Source organism: Intestinimonas sp. MSJ-38 (assembly GCF_018917925.1).
Classification (GTDB): domain Bacteria; phylum Bacillota; class Clostridia; order Oscillospirales; family Butyricicoccaceae; genus Pseudobutyricicoccus.
On the sequence record NZ_JAHLPO010000008.1, the window covers coordinates 58,681 to 77,611 of the forward strand.

At 58.4% G+C, this 18,931-nt stretch carries 14 protein-coding genes; 13 read left to right on the plus strand and 1 reads right to left on the minus strand.

Features of this window, described 5'->3' with window-relative positions; translation table 11 throughout:
* Positions 1–2: 2 nt before the first annotated feature.
* From KQI26_RS06780 to KQI26_RS06840, 13 genes are all read left to right on the plus strand, one after another.
* A complete protein-coding gene (locus KQI26_RS06780) occupies positions 3–2,063 on the plus strand; it encodes a baseplate J/gp47 family protein (protein WP_216503831.1) in 2,061 nt (686 codons plus the stop codon).
* A gap of 21 nt (positions 2,064–2,084) precedes the next feature.
* The gene (locus KQI26_RS15730) at positions 2,085–3,245 is read left to right on the plus strand and encodes a phage tail protein (protein WP_216503832.1); all 1,161 of its coding nucleotides are present in this window, start codon (positions 2,085–2,087) and stop codon (positions 3,243–3,245) included.
* Entirely contained in the window at positions 3,226–4,992 is a 1,767-nt protein-coding gene (locus tag KQI26_RS06790) for an Ig-like domain-containing protein (RefSeq protein WP_216503833.1), read from the plus strand. The genes KQI26_RS15730 and KQI26_RS06790 overlap by 20 nt, the downstream gene beginning before the upstream one ends.
* Before the next feature lie 65 nt (positions 4,993–5,057).
* On the plus strand, positions 5,058–6,197 hold the full coding sequence (locus KQI26_RS06795; RefSeq protein WP_118747431.1) for a hypothetical protein: 1,140 nt from the start codon (positions 5,058–5,060) through the stop codon (positions 6,195–6,197).
* A 26-nt stretch (positions 6,198–6,223) separates the two neighbouring features.
* Positions 6,224–8,929, plus strand: coding sequence for a HAMP domain-containing protein (locus KQI26_RS06800; protein WP_216503834.1), 2,706 nt, complete (start codon positions 6,224–6,226; stop codon positions 8,927–8,929).
* 30 nt (positions 8,930–8,959) lie between these two features.
* On the plus strand, positions 8,960–10,369 hold the full coding sequence (locus tag KQI26_RS06805) for a hypothetical protein (protein WP_216503835.1): 1,410 nt from the start codon (positions 8,960–8,962) through the stop codon (positions 10,367–10,369).
* 13 nt (positions 10,370–10,382) lie between these two features.
* Complete coding sequence (locus KQI26_RS06810) at positions 10,383–11,534, plus strand: copper amine oxidase N-terminal domain-containing protein (protein ID WP_216503836.1); 1,152 nt, start codon at positions 10,383–10,385, stop codon at positions 11,532–11,534.
* A gap of 25 nt (positions 11,535–11,559) precedes the next feature.
* Positions 11,560–12,147 carry a DUF4255 domain-containing protein gene (locus KQI26_RS06815; RefSeq protein WP_118426362.1) on the plus strand — a complete coding sequence of 196 codons (588 nt, stop codon included), beginning with the start codon at positions 11,560–11,562 and terminating at the stop codon, positions 12,145–12,147.
* A complete protein-coding gene (locus KQI26_RS06820; protein WP_216503837.1) occupies positions 12,144–12,893 on the plus strand; it encodes a hypothetical protein in 750 nt (249 codons plus the stop codon). Before KQI26_RS06815 ends, KQI26_RS06820 begins: the two co-directional genes overlap by 4 nt.
* 1 nt (position 12,894) lies before the next feature.
* Positions 12,895–13,284: a DUF4280 domain-containing protein gene (locus KQI26_RS06825; protein ID WP_118426364.1), complete on the plus strand. Its 390-nt coding sequence runs from the start codon at positions 12,895–12,897 to the stop codon at positions 13,282–13,284.
* A 39-nt stretch (positions 13,285–13,323) separates the two neighbouring features.
* The gene (locus KQI26_RS06830) at positions 13,324–15,405 is read left to right on the plus strand and encodes an ATP-binding protein (protein WP_216503838.1); all 2,082 of its coding nucleotides are present in this window, start codon (positions 13,324–13,326) and stop codon (positions 15,403–15,405) included.
* Between the two features lie 42 nt (positions 15,406–15,447).
* Entirely contained in the window at positions 15,448–15,951 is a 504-nt protein-coding gene (locus KQI26_RS06835; protein WP_216503839.1) for a hypothetical protein, read from the plus strand.
* Positions 15,952–15,966: 15 nt separating this feature from the next.
* On the plus strand, positions 15,967–18,570 hold the full coding sequence (locus tag KQI26_RS06840; protein WP_216503840.1) for a DUF4157 domain-containing protein: 2,604 nt from the start codon (positions 15,967–15,969) through the stop codon (positions 18,568–18,570).
* A 70-nt stretch (positions 18,571–18,640) separates the two neighbouring features.
* Here KQI26_RS06840 and KQI26_RS06845 read toward each other — a convergent pair whose 3' ends face one another.
* The gene (locus KQI26_RS06845) at positions 18,641–18,871 is read right to left on the minus strand and encodes a hypothetical protein (protein ID WP_118426368.1); all 231 of its coding nucleotides are present in this window, start codon (positions 18,869–18,871) and stop codon (positions 18,641–18,643) included.
* Positions 18,872–18,931 lie beyond the last annotated feature (60 nt).

Sequence of the window (18,931 nt, forward strand, 5' to 3'; positions counted from 1 at the left end):
GCGTGCTCAAACTGGAAAAACTCAACAGTGAGACCTTTGAGGACATTGTAGAGTCCGCCGTCAAAGAGATCGCCCGTCACGACACCTCCTGGAACAACCTCCAGGCTGCCGACCCGGGCATGACCCTGGTGGATCTGCTGGCCTGGCTCAAGGCCATGCAGCACCAGTATATGTCGGTGATCTTCCCCGAAAGCAAACGGCGTTTTCTGGAGCTTCTGGGCATGGAATCCCGCCCGGTGCAATGCGCCCGCACGCTGGTGGAGGTCTCCGGGGCCGAAACCGACCTCCGTATCCCAGAGGAAAGCAAGTGGCGGGCCGGGGAGCTGGTGTTTGAAAACAGAACCCCTGCCGCCGCCTTGGCCAGTCGGCTGAAAAGCGTGGTTTTCCGCAGCGGAGAGCGGGCGGAGCAAGTGGAAGCCGGACAACTGGGGCAGGGGCGACTGTTTCCCGTTTTCCCCGGCCTAGGGGCCGAACCAGTCCGGGAGCCCCGGGAGGAAATGAGGCTGTTTTTCACAGATCCCATTCCTTCGGAATGGGTGTTTTCCCTGTATGTTTCCCTTCAGGAGGACCCCCGCCGTACGCCGGTGCGGGAAGGGGACGCCTTTGTGCCTCTGGCCCGGCTCTCCTGGGAGGTTTATACCAGGGACGGGTGGAAAGAGGCGGAAGTGGTGCGGGATGATACCCATGGCTTCCTCTTTTCCGGCTTTCTGAGCCTGCGCTATGAGGGGGAGATGGCTCCCCTGGAAGACCAGGGCTTTGCTGTGCGGGTGCGGCTTTTGCAGGATGGCTATGACTTGCCGCCCCAAGTGCGGGACATCCGCTTCAATGTGGTGGAGGTTTTTCAGCAGGACACCCTGGTGCGCCAGGATGTGTTCCGGGGCCCGGCGGTGATGGAGAGCCATTTGGGGCTGTTTGGCCGTCATCGGGTCTTTGTCAAAGGAGAAGAAGGCTGGCAGGAAACCGGCTTCTCTTTGGAGGAGCAGGATGGAAAGCAAGTGATTTTGCCCCAGCGGGAAAGCGGCGGGGAGACCATGGTGATCTCCTACGGCCTGGATGAGCCCCAAGGGGTGACGCTGGGAAGCGGCACCGGGTTTTCCCATCAGCGGCTGGAGTTTCCCCTGGTGAAAAAGGGCATTTTGGATTTAAATCTGCTCATCGGCCGGGGAAGGGGAGAAAAAACCACCTTTACCCAGTGGGAAAAGCGGGAGGACTTTTATTCCTCCGGCCCCCGGGATCGGCATTTCGTCATGGATGCAGAAGAAGGGATTCTTCAGTTTGGCGATCATGTCCAAGGAGTCATGCCTCCCAAGGGAGAAGGTAACATCCTGCTGGGACAGTGCCGGGTGAGCCGGGGCAAGGAAGGAAACATCAAGGCCGGGCAGATCCGGAAGCTGGATGCCCTTTCTCCTGCGCTGGCTGCGCTGACGGTGCGTCAGATCCTCCCCGCTTCCCGGGGAGAGGACGGAGAAAAACTGGAAGAGACTCTGGCGCGGGCCGAGGAAGCTCTCCGCTCAGGAGAGCGGGCGGTGACGGCGGCAGACTACCAGGCCCTTCTCCGCAAGATCCCTGGTCTGATCGTGGAAAACAGCCGGGTGCTCACCGGCTTTGCAGGGCCGGAGGACCGGCGGATTACTTTGGTGGTGCAGGGGGCAGGTCGGGCCCGGGAACAGGCCCTTCCCTCCTACGAAGAGAACATCCGCCAGGTGATGGACCGGCACCGGCTGCTCACCACCCAGATCCATGTGGTGTGGCCCCGGCGGGTGGAGCTGGTGGTGCGGGGCCGTCTGGCCGCCGCACCTTATGGCCAGGACGCTCCCGGACAGGTGCGCCGCCGGATCGAGCAATTCGTCCGGGATCTCAATCAGAATTTTGGCAGCGTATTCAGCTTTGGGGAGCTGTATTGTGCCGTGGATCTGCTGGACTGTGTGGAGCGGATCGAAAGCCTGAGCGTGGAGCCGGTGGGAGAATACATCCAGAAGACCACCGCCGACGACATTCTGGCGCCCCCCAACAGCATTTATCATATCACCCGCTTCGAGCTGAGCTTCACCGGCAGCTTGTAAGGGGGAAAAGGAGGTGGGAGCGTGGCATCGGGAACCAAACATTTTCTCTATAACCGTCGGGAGGACTGGGAGGACATGGGCTTTATCCAAGGCCTTTCCGCCGGAGATGGAGGTTTGTATCTGGGAAACGCACGGGAAGGAACCTACATATCCCGCAGCCTGGACACCCTGGAAAAAGGCACGGTGTGGCACCGGCTGCGGCTGGAAAGCACATTGCCGGACAACGCCCGGCTGGAGCTGTTTGTCTATTGCAGCGATGAGGATACCGTCCCTTTCCTGGGCGGGAGCCGGGAAAAGCTGGATGACTGGCTGGAAAAGGCGGATGGAAAGACCCGGGAAGAGTTTTTCCGCCGCTATGGGCAAAAAAACTGGGACGATCCCATGGATCTGACACTCTATGGACTGCAAGGCCGTTACCTGTGGTTCTGCCTTTTTTTCCACAGTTACGATGGGGAGGCCATGCAGGTGCACAGCATCAAGCTGGAGTTTCCTCGCATTGCTTTTATCGACTATCTGCCCCAGGTCTACCGGGGAGCGGACAGCCGGGATTCCTTTCTGGCCCGGTTTCTCAGTCTGTTCCAGTCCATCTATGTGGACTTGGAAGAGGACATCGACCAGATGCCCGCCCGATGCGATCCGGCGGTCACTTCACCGGAGTTCCTTCGGTTTTTGGGGGAGATGCTGGCGGTGCCTCAGCAGGGGCTGTGGCCGGAGGAAAAGCTGCGCAGCCTTCTCAAACAGGCGGCGGGGCTCTACCGGATCAAGGGCACCCGGCGGGCATTGGAGCAGGTGGTGGAGCTTTATACCGGTTATGCCCCACGGATCGTGGAACAATTTGAACCGGCGTCCCAGCCCATCTGGCGGCAGGACCAGGAGGCTCTGGAGCGGCTTTACGGCAAAAGGCGGCAGACCTTCACGGTGCTCATGCCCGGCAAGGCCGGCGGCCCGGAGGAATATGCCAGGCTCTATCAGATCATCCAGAGCTTCAAACCGGTGGATGCTGTGTGCAACCTGGTGTTTATGAACGATGAATTGATTCTTGGCCAGCACTGCTATCTGGGGATGAATTCCATCCTGGGCAGAAGCAGAGGCCTGGTGCTGGACGGCGGCGCTGTGCCCAGCGCACCTTATCTGGCTCAATCGGCGACGGGAGGAAGGACGAATGAACAATCTGCAATATAGCTCCGGCGAGCGCAACCATTATTTTTACGGCAAGCTGATGACCGTCCGGGATTTTCAGGACGAGCAGACCTATATGAACAACAAGCGCCGCCTGGGCAACCGCCTGCTCCATGGGGCTGGTATTGTGGCCGGGCTGGGGGTGCTGCTGGTGGACAACCAGACCTTTTCCCTGGAGGCGGGCATGGCTCTGGACTATCTGGGCCGGGAGATCCTGGTGCAGGACCCCTGCGTCAAGCGCATCAGTGCCATCCAGGGTTTTGATCAGATCCAGCAAAGCGGGGATGTGTACCTGGGCATCCGCTACCAGGAAGAAGAATGCGAAGGCACCTTCTCGGTGGCGGGCAGCGGGGAAAATGCGGAGGCCGGCCGGCAGTATAACCGGGTGCGGGAGGGCTATGAGCTGTTCCTCACCACAAAGGAACCCAACCGGCAGATGCTGGGTGTGGACAGTGTGCTCTATGACCTGATCACCCTGTATGACGAAGACGGCGTGCGCATCCGGTTGGAGGTGCCCCGCTATGCCAATACCGACCATCAGTTTGCTTTGCGGGTGCTCTTTGAAAAGCGGGATGTGTCGGCGCCGGTGCATTTTTCCTTTGACATCGAAAGCGACCTGTTCCGCTCTCCCAAGGGAGAGAATCGGGTGCGGGTGGAGTACACCGAGACCGAGGTGACCACCCACAAGGAAGTGACCCTGCCCTATATCATGGACTGCGGCTCGGTGAAAGATGACTACACTTCGGTGAAAGTGCTGAAGGAGAGCTTTTCTCTCCGCCTGGGCAGCAAGGAAGCGCCGGGGCTTTCCCAGGATCTGAGCCAGCCGGTGGAAGTCACCCGCCGGGATCTGGGGGAAGTGGTGATGGAAAATTACTACACCCGCCATTTTGACGAACTGCTCACGCCCCGGGAGGATCAGGAGATTTACCTGGCCAAGTTCCACATCGTGGCCGGGCAAAGCGCCTTTTTCATCGAGAAAGTGGTGCAGAACCCCTTCTCCCAGCATTTGCCCAACACCCAGCTGATGAGCCTTTTGCAAAAGCTGGGAGGCCATCGGGAAGACCATAATGGCGAGAGAAAGGCCCAGCAGGATTCCGCCGGGGAAAAGACCGAAAAGCCCCAGGCGCCTGCCAAAAAAATGGCCCAGGGTGTGGAAAATGTGGCTTTGGGCGTGGCGCCCAAGGCGGGACGCACCTATTATTCCTATGAGTTCATCCACGGCCTGGGAGCCGGACGGGTGCGGGCCATGGTGGCCGTGGAAACCGGCAGCCAGGGGAGCAAGGGAGACAACCTGATCTTTGGTGATGGGGTCTTCGGCGGGGAGGAATTTTCCCTGGGAGCTCCGGCCTGTGCTCTGGGGGCCATGGTCAATGTGAAAAAGGGCACCTTGCAGCTGGGGCTGCGGCTGATGGAAAAGACCAGCCAGCAGAACATCCGCCTGCGTTGGTGGGCCTGGAAAGACGAAGAAGAAAACCAGGAGAAAGAAGACCTGGTGGGCGATGTGCAGGTGAGCATCACACCCAATACGGTGGATGTGGAGCCTTTGCAGCAGGTGCGCTTCACTGCCATGGTGGAAGGCAGCGCCAGCCAGGAGGTGACCTGGTCGGTGGCCGAGAAGAACGGCGGCAGCATCGACCGCAATGGTCTTTATACCGCACCGGCCACCGAAGGGGTCTTTGAGATCAGGGCCCAGAGCGCCAAGTATGGCCAGCACCAGGCCAGCGCCTATGTGGTGGTGCGCAAACTGTAAAAAGCCCAACTCCCGGAAGGGGGACTGAGAGGCTGAGGAAGGCTGCGGAATGAGGAGGCGGCACAATGGCAGAGGAAAGACAAACAAACACCCAGACCGCTTTGTATCAGACACTGGGCACGCTCACCGATACCCTGTATCTGACGGCCCAGGTGGTCAGCCGCCCGGGGGAAAAGGAGCTTTTGCTCTCCAACCGGGTGCCCCATGGGGAAGAGACCCGAGCCTTTTTCAGCCAGCTTTATGCCGCCTTCACCCGCCGGGAGGAACGGTCGGATTTTGTGGATCTGTTCAGCGCGGGACAGGACTTTTATGCCATCTTCCGCTATTATGAGGGCCGGTCCCTGGCTGAGAGTTTCCGGGACTGCCCGGGAAACACCGAAAAGCGGCTGACCATTCTGATCAGGGCTCTGTTCCGGGTTCACACCGGCGGCACCGATTTGCCGGAAAGCGTGCAGTGTGCCTTGCTCCAACCGGAGAACATTCTGCTGGACCAGGAGGAGAATGTGCGCTTGCTCTACCAGTTCCACCCGGAGTTTTTCACCGGGAATGTGGGGTGCTCCCGCTGGAAGGAGACAGCGGCCCTGATGGAATTCATGCTCCGCCGGGAGCTGAAAAACCCCTATCACAAGGCGCTGCGGGACATCTACAAAATGTGTCAGGCCGGGCTGTATGACAGCCTGCCTCCCTTGATCCGGGATCTGGAGAAGGCCCGGGACAGTTTTGGGCAAAGCGGATTCATTCCCAAGGCCAAGGCTTTTTTCCAGGAGAACAAAAAGCGGCTGGCCCAGGTTTCCTGGCTGGGGATCGTGGTGCTGTTTTTGTGCCTGGTGGTCTATCTCATCACCTCCCTCACAGGAGGGGAAAAAGCGGCTGGGGAACCCATCACCCAGATCGGCCTGGTCTCCTATGGAGAGGGCCAGGAGGAAGAGGGGAGCATTCAGCTTCAGGACCCCACCCGGCCGCCGGAGGAGGAAGAGGTGGCCTTTGCTTCCCTGCCCCAGCCGGAGGAACTGCTGACCTCGGAGGACTATATTGTGGAGCCTGGGGACACCTGGGATTCCATCTGTGAAAGCTATTATGGCGCTGCCGGATATGCCCCTGCAGCCGCCAGTTATAACGGCCTGGACACCGGGAGGGAGCCCCAGGCCGGCACCGTTCTGCGGTTGCCCATGAAGGATCAGCTGGCCCAGTACCTGGAAGATTAACGGCCCGGCGGTAGGAGAAGAGCGTTATGAAATGGATGAAAAGAAGTGTGATCCTGGTTTTGGCCATCCTGGCCGGGGTTCTGTTTGCCTTGGAAAGCGGCAAGGTTCCTCAAATATCCTGGGATGCTTATGCCATTGACGGTAAGGGCCAGCTCTCCCTGCTGAGGGAGGACGGCAAGCTGTGGCGGGTCTCCTCTTCCGGGGAGCTGCTGGGAGAGACCCAGTTGCCTCAACAGGATGAGGAGGGCCTTTCCATCCGCTATGGAGATATGGTGGCAGACGACAGCGGAACCCTGTATCTCACAAGGGAACACTGTGAGGTGCTGGTGGATGGCGAAGGAAAACGGCAGGAAGTGATCTCTTTGGAAGAGGTGGTTTCCTGCGGAAGCGACGGAACCATCCAGGCGGCGGTGGTGACGGTGGACAAAACCGCCCTCTCTGGCCTGAGCACCCAGAGCTATTTCCGCAAACTCCAGATGCAGGGGGACACCCTTCTGGCCATTTGCGAAGATCAGGGCCGTTATGACATCCTGAAAGTCCAGCCCTATGGGGATGCGTCCCCGGAGACCCTGTCCAGCTTCTTTTTGGAGACAGAGGAAGATGGGGAAGAGGAGCAGGCTCTGATACCGGAGGATTTTGCCGCCCTTTCCGACGGCACGCTGGTCTATACCACCCAGGAGGGCGGGCTTTATGCCATTGCTCCCCAGGAAGAAGAGCCCCGGGTCCTGGCGGAAAGCACTCTTCTGGCTGGCCAGGTGTCAGCCGATGAGGAGGACATGGTCTATTATGTCAGCCGCAGCACCGGTGCCCTCTATCAACTGGACCCTCAGTCCCTTACCGCGCAGCGGCTTTACAGCGGCGAGGACACGGTAAATGCCCGGCTGGACATCACTTTTGACCAGCTTCAGCAAACCCAGTATGTGGGAGCAGGGGATTTCTGTGGTGTCACTATCGATGGGAAAGATCCGGTGTGGCTGCGCTTTGGCAAAGAAGCGGTGGCGGTGGAGGGCATCCACCAGGGCTGGGATCTGCTGCGGGTTGGAAAGACCCTGCTGTGCGCACTGGTGGCCGGGGCCTTGGCCGCGGCAATCTGGTGGGGCATTTCCCGGCTGCTGGGAGCTTCCCGGCTGGTCTGCCGGATTCTGCTTCAGTTCCTTCCGGCGCTGGTGCTGGTCACAGCCCTGCTTCTGGGTGGGATGCTCACCCTTTACCGGCAGCAATGCCGGGAAAACCTGCAGGACAGTCTGGGGGCGGCGGCCCGCTTTGCTGTCCAGAGCCTGGAGGGAGCAGCGCCGGAGACCTTGCCTTCCCGCTTGAATACCCTTCAAAGAGCTTCTTTGGAAGAAAATCTGGAAGCGGCATTTCAGGGAGCACAAATTGTTTCCGGCCTCCAAAAAATGGGCCTGCGGCTTTACGGCCTGGAGGACGACAGTTTCTATGGCCTGTTCTCCTTGGGAACAGAGGGCTTTTCCTCGGCCAGTTACCTGGCTCCTTTGGACAAGGAACTGACCGGATCGGATTTGAAGCAGGTGGAGAAGCTGGCGGAGAAAGACGGCGGCTCTGTGGAGACCACTCAAGGCGCCCAAAGCTATGAAAGTTATGTCATCCCTCTGCGGGGGGACGACGGGGAGGTCTGGGGTCTGGTAGAGGCCCGGGCGGAAAAGGATTCCGCACTTCCTCTGTGGGCCGGAAGCAATCTGCCGGCCGTTCTCGTGCTGGCTGGCGCCGTGCTCTGCTGCCTGCTGTGGCTGCTGGCGGTGCTCATCGGGGCCTTCCGGCCTCTCAAGGAGCTGAGCCGGTGCATCGCCGCCATCGGCGGGGGCAACTGGCGGGTCAAGGCCAAAATCACCTCCCGGGATGAACTGGCCCAGATCGGCATCAGCTTCAACCAGATGACCGAAAAGCTGAGTCAGTACATTTCCAACATGGTGCTGCTCAACAACGAATACATCAAATTCACCCCTCGGGAGCTGTTCCAGCTGCTGGGTAAGACCAAGGTCACCGACTTGCAGCTGCGGGACCAGCAGGTACAGGACATGAGTCTGCTCTATGTCACCTTCGGCACACCGGGGGAGCAGATGGGCAATGAGGATTACTTTGCCCTGATGAACGAAAATTACGATCGGATCTTTGATGTGGTGGACATCAACCGCGGCATCATCCAGCGGTTTGACGGGGCCGGGATGCTGGCCTTGTTCCCTGGCCAGACACGGGACGCTCTGAACACCGCCATTTCTCTCAAGGAGATCATGGCCCGGGAAGAGCGGCCGGTGGAGCTGAAGATTCTCATTTCCCGGGATAAGACCCTGGTGGGCGTGGCCGGCAATCAAAAGCGCCAGACCATCACCGCCATTTCCAAAACTATTATGGATATCTACGCCCTCAACAGCCTGATGGATGAGATCGGTACCCGGTATATCATCACCCGCCGGGGCGTGGAGGGCATCGGAGAAGATTCCTATTTCAGCTGCCGGGAGATCGGCGCCGGAGACTGGGGCCGGGATAGCCTGTATGAGTTCCTGGACGGCATGGATACCTACGAAAAGAAACTTCATCTCATCACCAGGGAGGAATTTGAAAAGGGGATCCACGATTACCAGCAGAAGCGGTATTTTGAAGCACGGAAACACTTTGCCAGTGTTTTGCAGACAAACCAGCGGGATCAGGTGGCCATGTATTACCTGATGCTTTGCGACACCCACAGCCAGGAGGGCATGGCCCGGCAGAACTGACCAGGGGTGTGACACAAGAGGAGACGGCAGATGAACTTCAACTTTTTCAGCCAAATATCCAAGATCGTGGGCCGGCAGATCAACAACATCTCCAAAAAGATCACCCGGCTTCTGAAGCTGGCTTCCAAGCCCATGGTCTATCTCAATACCTATGTGCGCTCCCAGGTGAAGGCCATGACGCGCCCGCCGGCCAGCAAAGACGACTATGTGCGCTTTGGCAGCATCTACCTCTCCAAGCGGTTTTTGGGGCTGAGCGTCATGGGCATCGTGGCCATCTGCACGGTGTTTACCGCCTTTGTGTATCCCTGGATGGAAGGGCGGCTGTGGACGCCTACGATGACGCTGAACAGCAACAAAATGGCCGGTTATACCGGCAAGGCCAAGATCGAAAACCAGGTGGGTCAGTTGATCTATCAGGGGGATGTGGAGCAGGGCCAGCTCACCGGCTGCGCCCTCCAGTATGACAACCAGGGCCAGTTGGTTTATGAAGGGGATTTCCAGTCGGGGGCCTATGAAGGCTCCGGCAAGCTCTATGCGGACGATGTCCTCCGCTACGAAGGGGGCTTTGCCCAGAACCTCTATGAAGGGGAAGGGCGGCTGTATGACGAAGGGGGAAACCTGATCTATCAAGGGGATTTTCTCCAGGGCCTTTTTGAAGGCACCGGCATGGAATACAGCCCGGAAACCCACAAAATGGTCTATCAGGGGGATTTTGCCGGAGGTGTCCGGGAGGGCAGCGGTGTTCTCTATGAAGAAGATGGAGAGACGGTGGCCTACCGGGGCCAGTTTGCCGCCGGGGTCTTTGAGGGCCAGGGCAGCGCCTACGAAGAGGGCGTGCTGGTCTACCAGGGGAATTTCTCCCAGGGATTTTACGAGGGAGAAGGCACCTTGTATGACGAAAACGGCAGTGTCCTTTACCAGGGCCAGTTTGTCCAGGGCTCCCGCCAGGGAGCGGGTACCGTTTATGACCAGGTTGGCTCTGCGGTGTACTCCGGGCAGTTTGTGGACGACGGGGTCAACTATATGAGCTACCTGGGCAAAGGAACCGAAGAGATCACCGCCGCCTTTGGGGCGCCGGGGTATCAGACCCAGGCCGGAGGATATACTCTGCTGTCTTATCTGAATCTGGGGGCCAGTTTCCTCTGCGCTGACGGCGGTGACGGCACATTGGTCTGCCGTTTCGTGCTCATGGACGCAAACCAGGGATTTTTGGGCATTACCCCGGCTTCCACAGAGGAAGAGCTGGAAGAACTGCTGGGGACACGGTTTACCACCCTGACGGGAAACCTGACCCAAGAGCGCATCCAGGCCGTATCCCAGTTGTCCCTCTCTGTGCCGGAGAAGGGACGGGTGGACAAATACCTGATGAGCAATTACTACATCAAAGTGTACTATAGCGCCCAGGATCAGATCGCCGCTGTGGAATGCGGCGGCTATTAAAGGAGGTGCGGGGATGAACAGAAAAAAAGCACAGGGGCTTTTGGCCCGAGGCGGCAGTCTGCTTCTTTCGGGTGTGCTGCTCAGTGGACTGCTGTTTCCCGCCCTGGTCTTTGCTTTGGAAGGGGAGGAAACCAGCCCGGATGAGAACACAAGCGCCCAGGAGGGCCTGAATGGAGACCCTGCCTCCTCTCAGGAGCCGGAGCCCACATTGGAAGAGCTGCGGGATGAGTTGCTGGCCATCATGGGTGAGGCGGAAAACCGGGAGAGCGTCAAAACCTCCATCGACCGGCTCATTGCCCTGGGTGACCCGGAGGGCACACTGCGCACCTATCTGGAGCAGACCATCCGCCTGTATCAGCTGCAAAGCGAGCAGCAGGAGCTGGAAAATTCCCTCACCCAGCTGGAAGGGATGAACGAAGGGCTCAGTGCCCTGGGAGAAGCGGTGGACAGCGGCATGAATTCGGATGAAGTCCTCCGCTGTCTGGAGAGCGAGGTGGACGCTGGGGCGGCCCAGATGCTGAAAGACCTGGGCTATGACGGCACCGGAGAGCTGTTTGAGCTGGCCAACGCCGCCATCACCTATTTGGACGGGGGGAAGGCCGGGACCCAGAGCGGTCACATGGCGGCCATTCTTTTGTACCAGGGATTGATTGATGGGGAATTCCTGGAGGAAGAGGGAGTGGAGCAGGCCCAGAAGGCCATCTCTTCCCATGCATCCTCCATTGCCAGAAGCTATCAGGGCCTTTCTTCCCAAAACCGGGAAACCCTGCAAACTCAGTCCCAGGCCATTGCCCAGAAGGCCAACCTGGCCCAGGCCATGGACCCGGGAGCACTGGTGGTGGCCGGAGGAACACTGGCTTTGACAAAGCCGATATTCACCTATAACGGCTGTATTATGATTTCTTTGACAGACGCCGCCTCCTTTCTGGGAGGACAGGTGGTGAAAATGGCCGACGGCTGCACTTTGGCCATCCAGAGTCCCTATGGGGTGCTGGAAGTGACCCTGGGACTGGGGGATGCCTATTGGAACGACCGGCTTTTAAAGCTGGAAGTGCCGGCCATCGTCTTTGATAATGAGCAGTACATCCCCTTGGATGCGCTGCTGTCCTGCCGGGGCATGGCCCGGATGCAGGTGGGATCTGTTCAGCTGATCTACGCAGCCTAGTGAATCGAGGGAAAGGAAGAAACACATGGCGAAATATTCGGTGATCTCCGATGTGAGCCGCACCATTGTGGAATTGCTTCAGGCCGAGCTGGTGCCCGAACTGGTGCAGCAGCGGGAGCAGATCGGAGTGTGCGACCCCCACGACCGGGGAAATTTTGTGGTGGGAGTCCATTTGTATGACATTTCGGAATCGGGGGAGGCCCGGGGCGTGGGGCCGGTGATGCGCCCCGACGGCACCATGACCAATCCTCCGGTGTCCCTCAATCTGTCCATGATGATCTCGGTGGCCAGTAAGGCGGAAAAAGAGACCCGCACCATGGACGAGCAGATGATCATGGGCCGGGTGATCCAGGTGCTGGAGGACAACAAACGCCTGCCGGAAGAATATATGCCCCCGGCTCTCCGGGCCGCCGGAGAGGCCATCCGCATCAGCAATGTGCCCATGCAGCTGGAGGAAAAGACCAAGATCTGGACCATGTTCAATGAGTCTTACAAGCTGAGTGTCTTTTACAAAGTGGGCCCGGTGCAGCTGGAATCGGCTGTGACCACCATGCCTGCGCCCAGAGTGCGGGAAGTGCGTCTGGGCACCCGACAGAAGGAGGAACGGAAATGAGGACCATCGCCCGGCTGTCGGCGGCCTTTCAGCTGGTAGACGGTTACAGCAAAGAGGGAGTGAAAGGGGCTTCTTTTTTGGTGGATGGGGCTTCAGTTCCTTTTGTGGCAAAGCCCGACGGCACCTATGTGTTTTCCAATCTGCCCATTCTGTCCCATACCTATCAGATGACTGTGCCCGGGTATCTGCCGGTGCAGCGCACTCTCCCGGCCCGGCCGGAATTTTTCCCCGAAGTGGTTATTTTGCAGCACAGCCCGGAAGGGCCTTTGCTGCAAAGAATCGCCTGTTTTCATCTGCGGTTTCTGGTGGAAGAAGAGCCGGTGCAGCGGGAAACCGTGGAAGTGATGCTGGGCAATCCCGCAGGCGGCCTGCGGCTTTTGGAAAAGGCCCCTCGGGGAGCCTGGCAGGTGAAGGTGGCCGCCAAAGGGAAAGGCCTGCTGTTTCAGCACTACCGGGGGAAGAAAACAGGAGAAGAAGTGCTGTTCACCGGTTACGACGAGGGGGAAGGGCTGTTTCAGCTGTGGAAACCGTTGGAGCAGGAGCTGGACAAGGGCGAACTGCTGTGCCCCTTGTGGCGTCTCCAGACCGATGGAGACGGCAAGGTCGTTTTGCCGGCCATCGGAGCCTTTCTTCCCAAGGAGGATGGGGAGCTCCACTTTGCGCTGGGGAGTAAAAAGGCCACGCTGCAAACGGCAGCCCCCTCTCCCAGCCTGTCCTGTACCATTCCGTTGAAGGAGGAACAGTAGCATGGGAAATCAAGTGTGCATGGGCGCTATGTGCCAGTGTTCCTTCGGCATGGCTCCCTCCAGCCTAGTGGTCACACCGGAAAACAAGACCCTGACTTCCAATATGCCAGCGGCCACCATCATGGACAATGTGCCCATGAAGAACATCATGCCCTTTGGCATGTGCACCTCCATGTCCAACCCCACGGTGGCCTCGGCCACAGCGGCAGCCATGGGCGTGCTCACTCCCATGCCCTGTGTGCCGGTGATCCCGGCTCCCTGGGCTCCGGGCTGTCCCACAGTGCTCATTGCCAACAAACCCGCTCTCAATGACTCCTCCAAGCTCACCTGTGCCTGGGGGGGCGTCATCAGCATCAATATGCCGGGGCAGATGAAGCACCAGGTGCCCTGATGGCAGAATCCCTGATTTTTCCCGAAAGGAGGCATGGCTATGGAATCCCTTTTTCGTCGGTATTTTGACCCGGATTGCTTTGCTGCACCCTATGAAGAGCCGGAAGAGCATCTTCTGGACCTGGTGTATTGGGTCCGGGAAGCGCTGGACGGCTGGAACAGGCTCTATGGGCAGAGGAAAAACCAGCCCATGCCGGAAGCGGGGCGGGAAAAATGGGTGCAGGATCTGGACAAAAGTCTGTTTCATATGGATGCCCGGGTTTCGGCCAGCGTGAAGCGTGGGGATTTTCTGGCCGTCCAGTATGTACGGGAGCTGTTCCGCCTCACCGATCTGGAACTGTTCACTTTGATCCTTTATCTGCTGCCCCGGTACGAAGAGACCTTTGGCCCTCTGTTGGGTAAATGGCGGGGCGAGGGAAGACAAACCGGCCCCAGCCTGGATATGGCCCTCAAACTGTTCCACCTGGCCCGGGGGCCGGAGGATGTGCCCGGCTATCACCGGCAGCGGCATCAGCTGGAGAAAAAAGCCTTCTATGCTTTTTTGCAAAAAGACGGCACATTGGACAAACGCATGGCAGACTTTTTGCTCCAGAATGGTCGGGAGCCTTTGGAACGGGAAGTGGCGGAAACCTTCCTCCCTCAGAATGGGCAGGCCCTTTTGTGGGGCGAGGAAGAGGCTCAGCACCTGGCAGAGACCATCGCCGGAGACGGGGAGGAAAAAGAACCCTTGCTTTTGTGTCTCCGCGGCCCCAGCGGCGTGGGGCGCACCACCAGAGCCAAACGGGTGGCCCAGCTGCTGGGCATCCCGGCGGTGATCTTTTCCTGTGTTCCGTCTCCACAGATGCGCCGGGAAGATTTCTTCGACGCTCTGCGCACCGCCGGCCGGGAGACCATCCTGGTGCAGGGGCTGCTGGTGCTGCGCCAACTGGACGCGTTGCTGGAAGAGCCGGACACCGCCCGTCAGGTGCTGGATATGGCGGGGATGTTCTCCGGTGCGGTGCTTCTTCTCTGCGGAGAGGAGGGAAACCTTCTGGAGCTGTCCCAGGGGCGGCGGTGGCTGGAAGTGCCCATTGCCCTGCCGGACAAAAAGGCCAGCATCGCCCTGTGGCAAAGAGAGCTTTCTGCTCTGCCGCTAAAAGAGCCGGTGGACGGGGCGGAGATGGCCAACAAATTCACCTTTACCCCTGCCCAGATCGTAGGCACCGGCCAACGGGCGGCTGGGGAGGCCCGGCTTCATGGTCCCCTGGGGCGGCGGGATGTGACCCGGGCCGCCTATCACCAGGTGAGCCACAAGCTGGGAGAACACGCCACCCTGATCTATGCCCGTCATACCTGGGACCAACTGGTGCTGGGGCAGCAGGAAAAGGAAATGCTGCGCATGGCCTGCGACCAAGTGCGGTATCAGCATGTGGTCTATGACAAATGGGGCTTTGACAAGCGCCTGGCCTATGGCAAAGGGGTGAGTATGCTCTTTGCCGGACCGCCGGGCACCGGCAAGACCATGGCGGCCCAGGTGGTGGCCAGCGACCTGGGCATCGAGATGTACAAGGTGGATCTGTCCCAGGTGGTGAGCAAATACATCGGCGAGACCGAGAAGAATCTGAACCAGGTGTTCAACGAAGCCAAAAAATCCAATGTGATTCTGTTTTTCGATGAGACCGATGCCATCCTGGGCAAGCGCACCGAGGTGAAGGATTCCCACGACAAAAACGCCAACCTGGAAACCGCTTATCTGCTCCAGAAAATGGAGGAATACGACGGCATTACCGTCATGACGACGAACTATAAGGAAAACATCGACAGCGCCTTTTTCCGGCGCATCAGCTATGTGATCCATTTTTCCTTCCCCGATGAAAAGGCCCGCCGGGCCATCTGGAAGGGGATCTTCCCTCAGGAGACCCCGCTGGGAGAGGATGTGGATCTGGATTATCTGGCCCGGCAGTTTTCCATCACCGGCGGCAGCATCAAAAACATCGCTTTGGTGGCCGCCTTTATGGCCGCCCGGAAGGATGTGCCGGTGGGGATGGAACACATTCTCAGGGCCACCCAATTTGAAATGGCTAAACAGGGAAAGATCATGCTCCGGGAGGATTATGGCGAATATGGCTATCTCCTGCCGTAGAGCGTTGAACGGATAAACAAGCATGGGAAAGGAGCACCTTTTATGGATAAGGATTCTTTGATGTACGGTATGGATGTGTTGGATGAGATCAACGGAGCCCTGGAGCCCATCGGCCTCACTGTGCGCAAACTGGATGCGGAGGAGACCCAGGGGTTGCCCGTGGGATTGATCGTCCCCACAGGGGAAAACCCTTCTTTCTCCGTTACCTGTCATGTGCTGCCCACTCACAAAGACCAGGTGTCCACCACCTTTGTTCAGCTCTTTCTCCCTCTCACAGAGCCCTGCCCGGAAAAGCTGGAGGAGATGGAGCGATTTGCCAAAGAATGCAACAGCCGGTTTTTGCTGGGCACCCTTTTTGTGTACCAGGATTGCCTGAGCATGAAATATGTCACCGCCTTGGAGCCCACCATCGCCCTGGAAGGGGCCCATTTCCAGGCGGCGGTGTTCGCCTTCTTGCAGCAGGCAGAGGAGATCGGCAAAAAGGCCCAGGCTCTGTGCCGGGGAGAGATCACTTTGGAGCAGGCCCTGGGTGAAAGCGCCCAGTAACAGGAGGTGACAGCCATGTTCGCACAGGACGAGCGGAAAGAAAGGAACACATTCCCTGCGCCCCAGAATCCCCAAGGAGGAACCACCTTGTTTCAGGTGTCCGACAGCCGGGACGGGGCGGAAGTAAATGCCCGGCAGACGGCCGACAGTGTGATGGGCGGCGGCATTTTTCGGGAAGGAAGCGGCAGTTTTTCCCCGGGTGGCGAGGCACAGTTGTCCAATCTGGATCTGGCCGGGGCGGGAGAGAGCCTGCCCGCAGGGCTGCAGGGGCAGATGGAGCAGGCCATGGGCGCCGATTTTTCCCAGGTGCGGGTGCACACCGGCGCCGGAGCAGCCCGGGCCAGCAAACAGATTTCGGCCCGGGCATTCACTCGGGGGAAAGATCTGTATTTTAACCAGGGAAATTATGACCCCCACAGCCAGGCGGGCCAGCATCTGATCGCCCATGAGCTGGCTCATGTGGCCGCCGGAGACGGAGGCATCCACCGGGACCCCACCGGGAACCAAGGAAATCAAGGGAACCAGGGTAACCAGAGCGGCCAGGGAAACCAAGGCAGCCAGGGGAATCAGGGAAATCAGCAAGGGAATCAGCCATCTCCCGAAGAAGAGCGCCGGAATCAGGCTTTCCAGGAGATGAAGGATGCCACGACGCAGGGAACCGCCACTTTCCAGCGGGCCAACCGGACGATCACGGAAGTAGGAACCTTTCAGAGCATTGCGGTGGCTGCCAAAGCCAGGGGCCTGAACACGGGAAACCTCAATCAGAAAAAAACCGATCTGGCGGCTCTCAAGGGCACGATAGCGGAAAAAAGCACCCAGGTTCAGCAGAAAATAGAAGCTTTTAACACTGCTCAGAGCTCTTTGGGAGAGCAGAGTGAAGAACAGAAAACAGCTGTGCAGCAGGCACAGCAGGTGAAAGATCAGCTGGGGAAGGCCAATAGTGATCTGGATCAGGCTGCCCAGGCCTTGGATTTCGGTCTGGAGCAGAGCAAAATGAAGGATCAGAACCAGCAGGGCAAAGCTTTTTCTCAGCCGGTGCTCCATATGCTGAACAGCGATGCCGGAGAGTTGTTCATGCAGGCAGCAGCCCAGATGAACAAAGCCGCCGGCGGCCAGAGCATCCAGCAGGAGAACGAGGCAGTGGCTGGCAGCGCAATCGGCCAGAAATTGCTGGAGACGGAAGACAGCGGCTGGGATACGGCGGGAAAAGTTGCAGGATATTTTGGCTTGGTTGCGGGAGATATAGGGGACCTCAATAGCTTTGTTTCCGGTGGAACGGAAATAGACGAGGCTAAAAAAGGGGAAAACAATGTAAGCCAGGAATCGAAAACAGCTTCAGATGTTTCCAGCTATATCGGCGCAGTTATGGACACCGCGGGAGCGCTGGCTGGAAGTGTGGAAGGAGTTGTCGAGTCCAAGCAGCTGAGCGATCAGCAGAAGCTGCGAAAGCAGCATATTGAGGAAATGAAAAAAAACAGTGCTGCGGCCGGAAAATTGTCATCCTGGGATCATGTAGCCAACACTGCCAATGCCAGCAGTTGGATTGGAAATGCTGCCGATTATGTCAGCGCCGGCAATTCCATCGGCGAGCTGGCCACAGGCGAGAAATACGATGAGAAAAAGGGCAATGTGGCCAGCGTGGTGGGCGACAGTTTGTCGGTCACCGGGGATGTGCTGGGACTGGCCGCCAACAGCCGGACGGCCCAAGTGCAGCATCAGCAGGATATCCGGGCCAAGGAGAATATGAGAAATCTGGGTCTCCAGCTGAAAAATACCATCAACGGGAGCAATACCGGACGCAACAAGACGCTGAACATGATATGTGCGCGCCTGCAAGGGAAAAAACTGAACGGGAAATCGGGCAATGAGATGATGACGCTCATCGATGACGCTTTGGAGGGGCGGAATCCCGAGCCAGCTGCGAACCAAAGCAGCCAGCAGGGAAACCAGCAGCAAAATGCGAGCCAAGGGAATCAGCAAGGTACCCAGCAGCAAAATACACCCCCGGTGGATTACACCAAACCGGAGCTGGAATCCAAACAAAAAACACTGTTGCTCAGTCTGAAGATGCTGGAAATGGGCCGGAGGAACAGCAAGGCCGCTGCATCGGAAAGCCGGTGGGATACGGCTTTTGATGTGCTGGGCACGATAGGCAGTCTGACAAGCCTGGCGGCCAGCATCACCCGCATGGCCGGGAAAAAGCTGGGCGGCGCCATTGTGGGATTAGTGGCCAATGTGATCGGGGCAGTAGGGTCCATGCGGGATACTGTCAAAACCATACGAGGGGAAGGCAGTACAGCGGAGGAAAAGGAGAAGCAGCAGCGGGAGAATCAGGTATTTGTATTCAAGGGAGCCATTCAGCAGATGGCCATGCTGCCGCCTCTGTCCTTCGGGGCGCTGCAAGCGGCGGCCAAAAATAAGCTGAATATGTCGGAAGAGACCATGATTGCAGCCGAACAGTATGCCGCTGTATTTGCTTCTCTGGAAGCGGCCAATGTGAATATGGTGGATTTCCTCTATGCCATTCACAAAGGAAACTTTGGCGGCAAAGATGAACAGGGCAACGCGCGCACCGTAAGGCAGAGCCTGGAAGATACATACACCGCTATGGCGCAGTGATGCAAAGAAAAAGCCGGGGGAATTTTCTCCCCCGGCAGAAAAAAAGCACCCCTTGCGGGGCGCTTGCGAACTACTGACATAGAACCTGGGAAAGCTCCTCCATGGAGAGCTTCTGGCCGGGCACCGCCAAAGGGAAGGCGGCTTCGTCCTGGGCTGTAAGCTGAGCCTCATGGGCCTTGGCCAGAGCGTCAAAGGCCGAGATGGGATCTTCTTGGGCCAGGCGGGCAAAGTCCGGGTCTTCCAGGCATTTTTGGTTGAAACGGTCCAACACCGTGTTGAGTTCCTGATCGGGAAGGGCCATAGTGATGCCTCCTTTCAAGAAAAATTATAGCAGACCGCGCCGGAGGGCGCAAGGAATTGG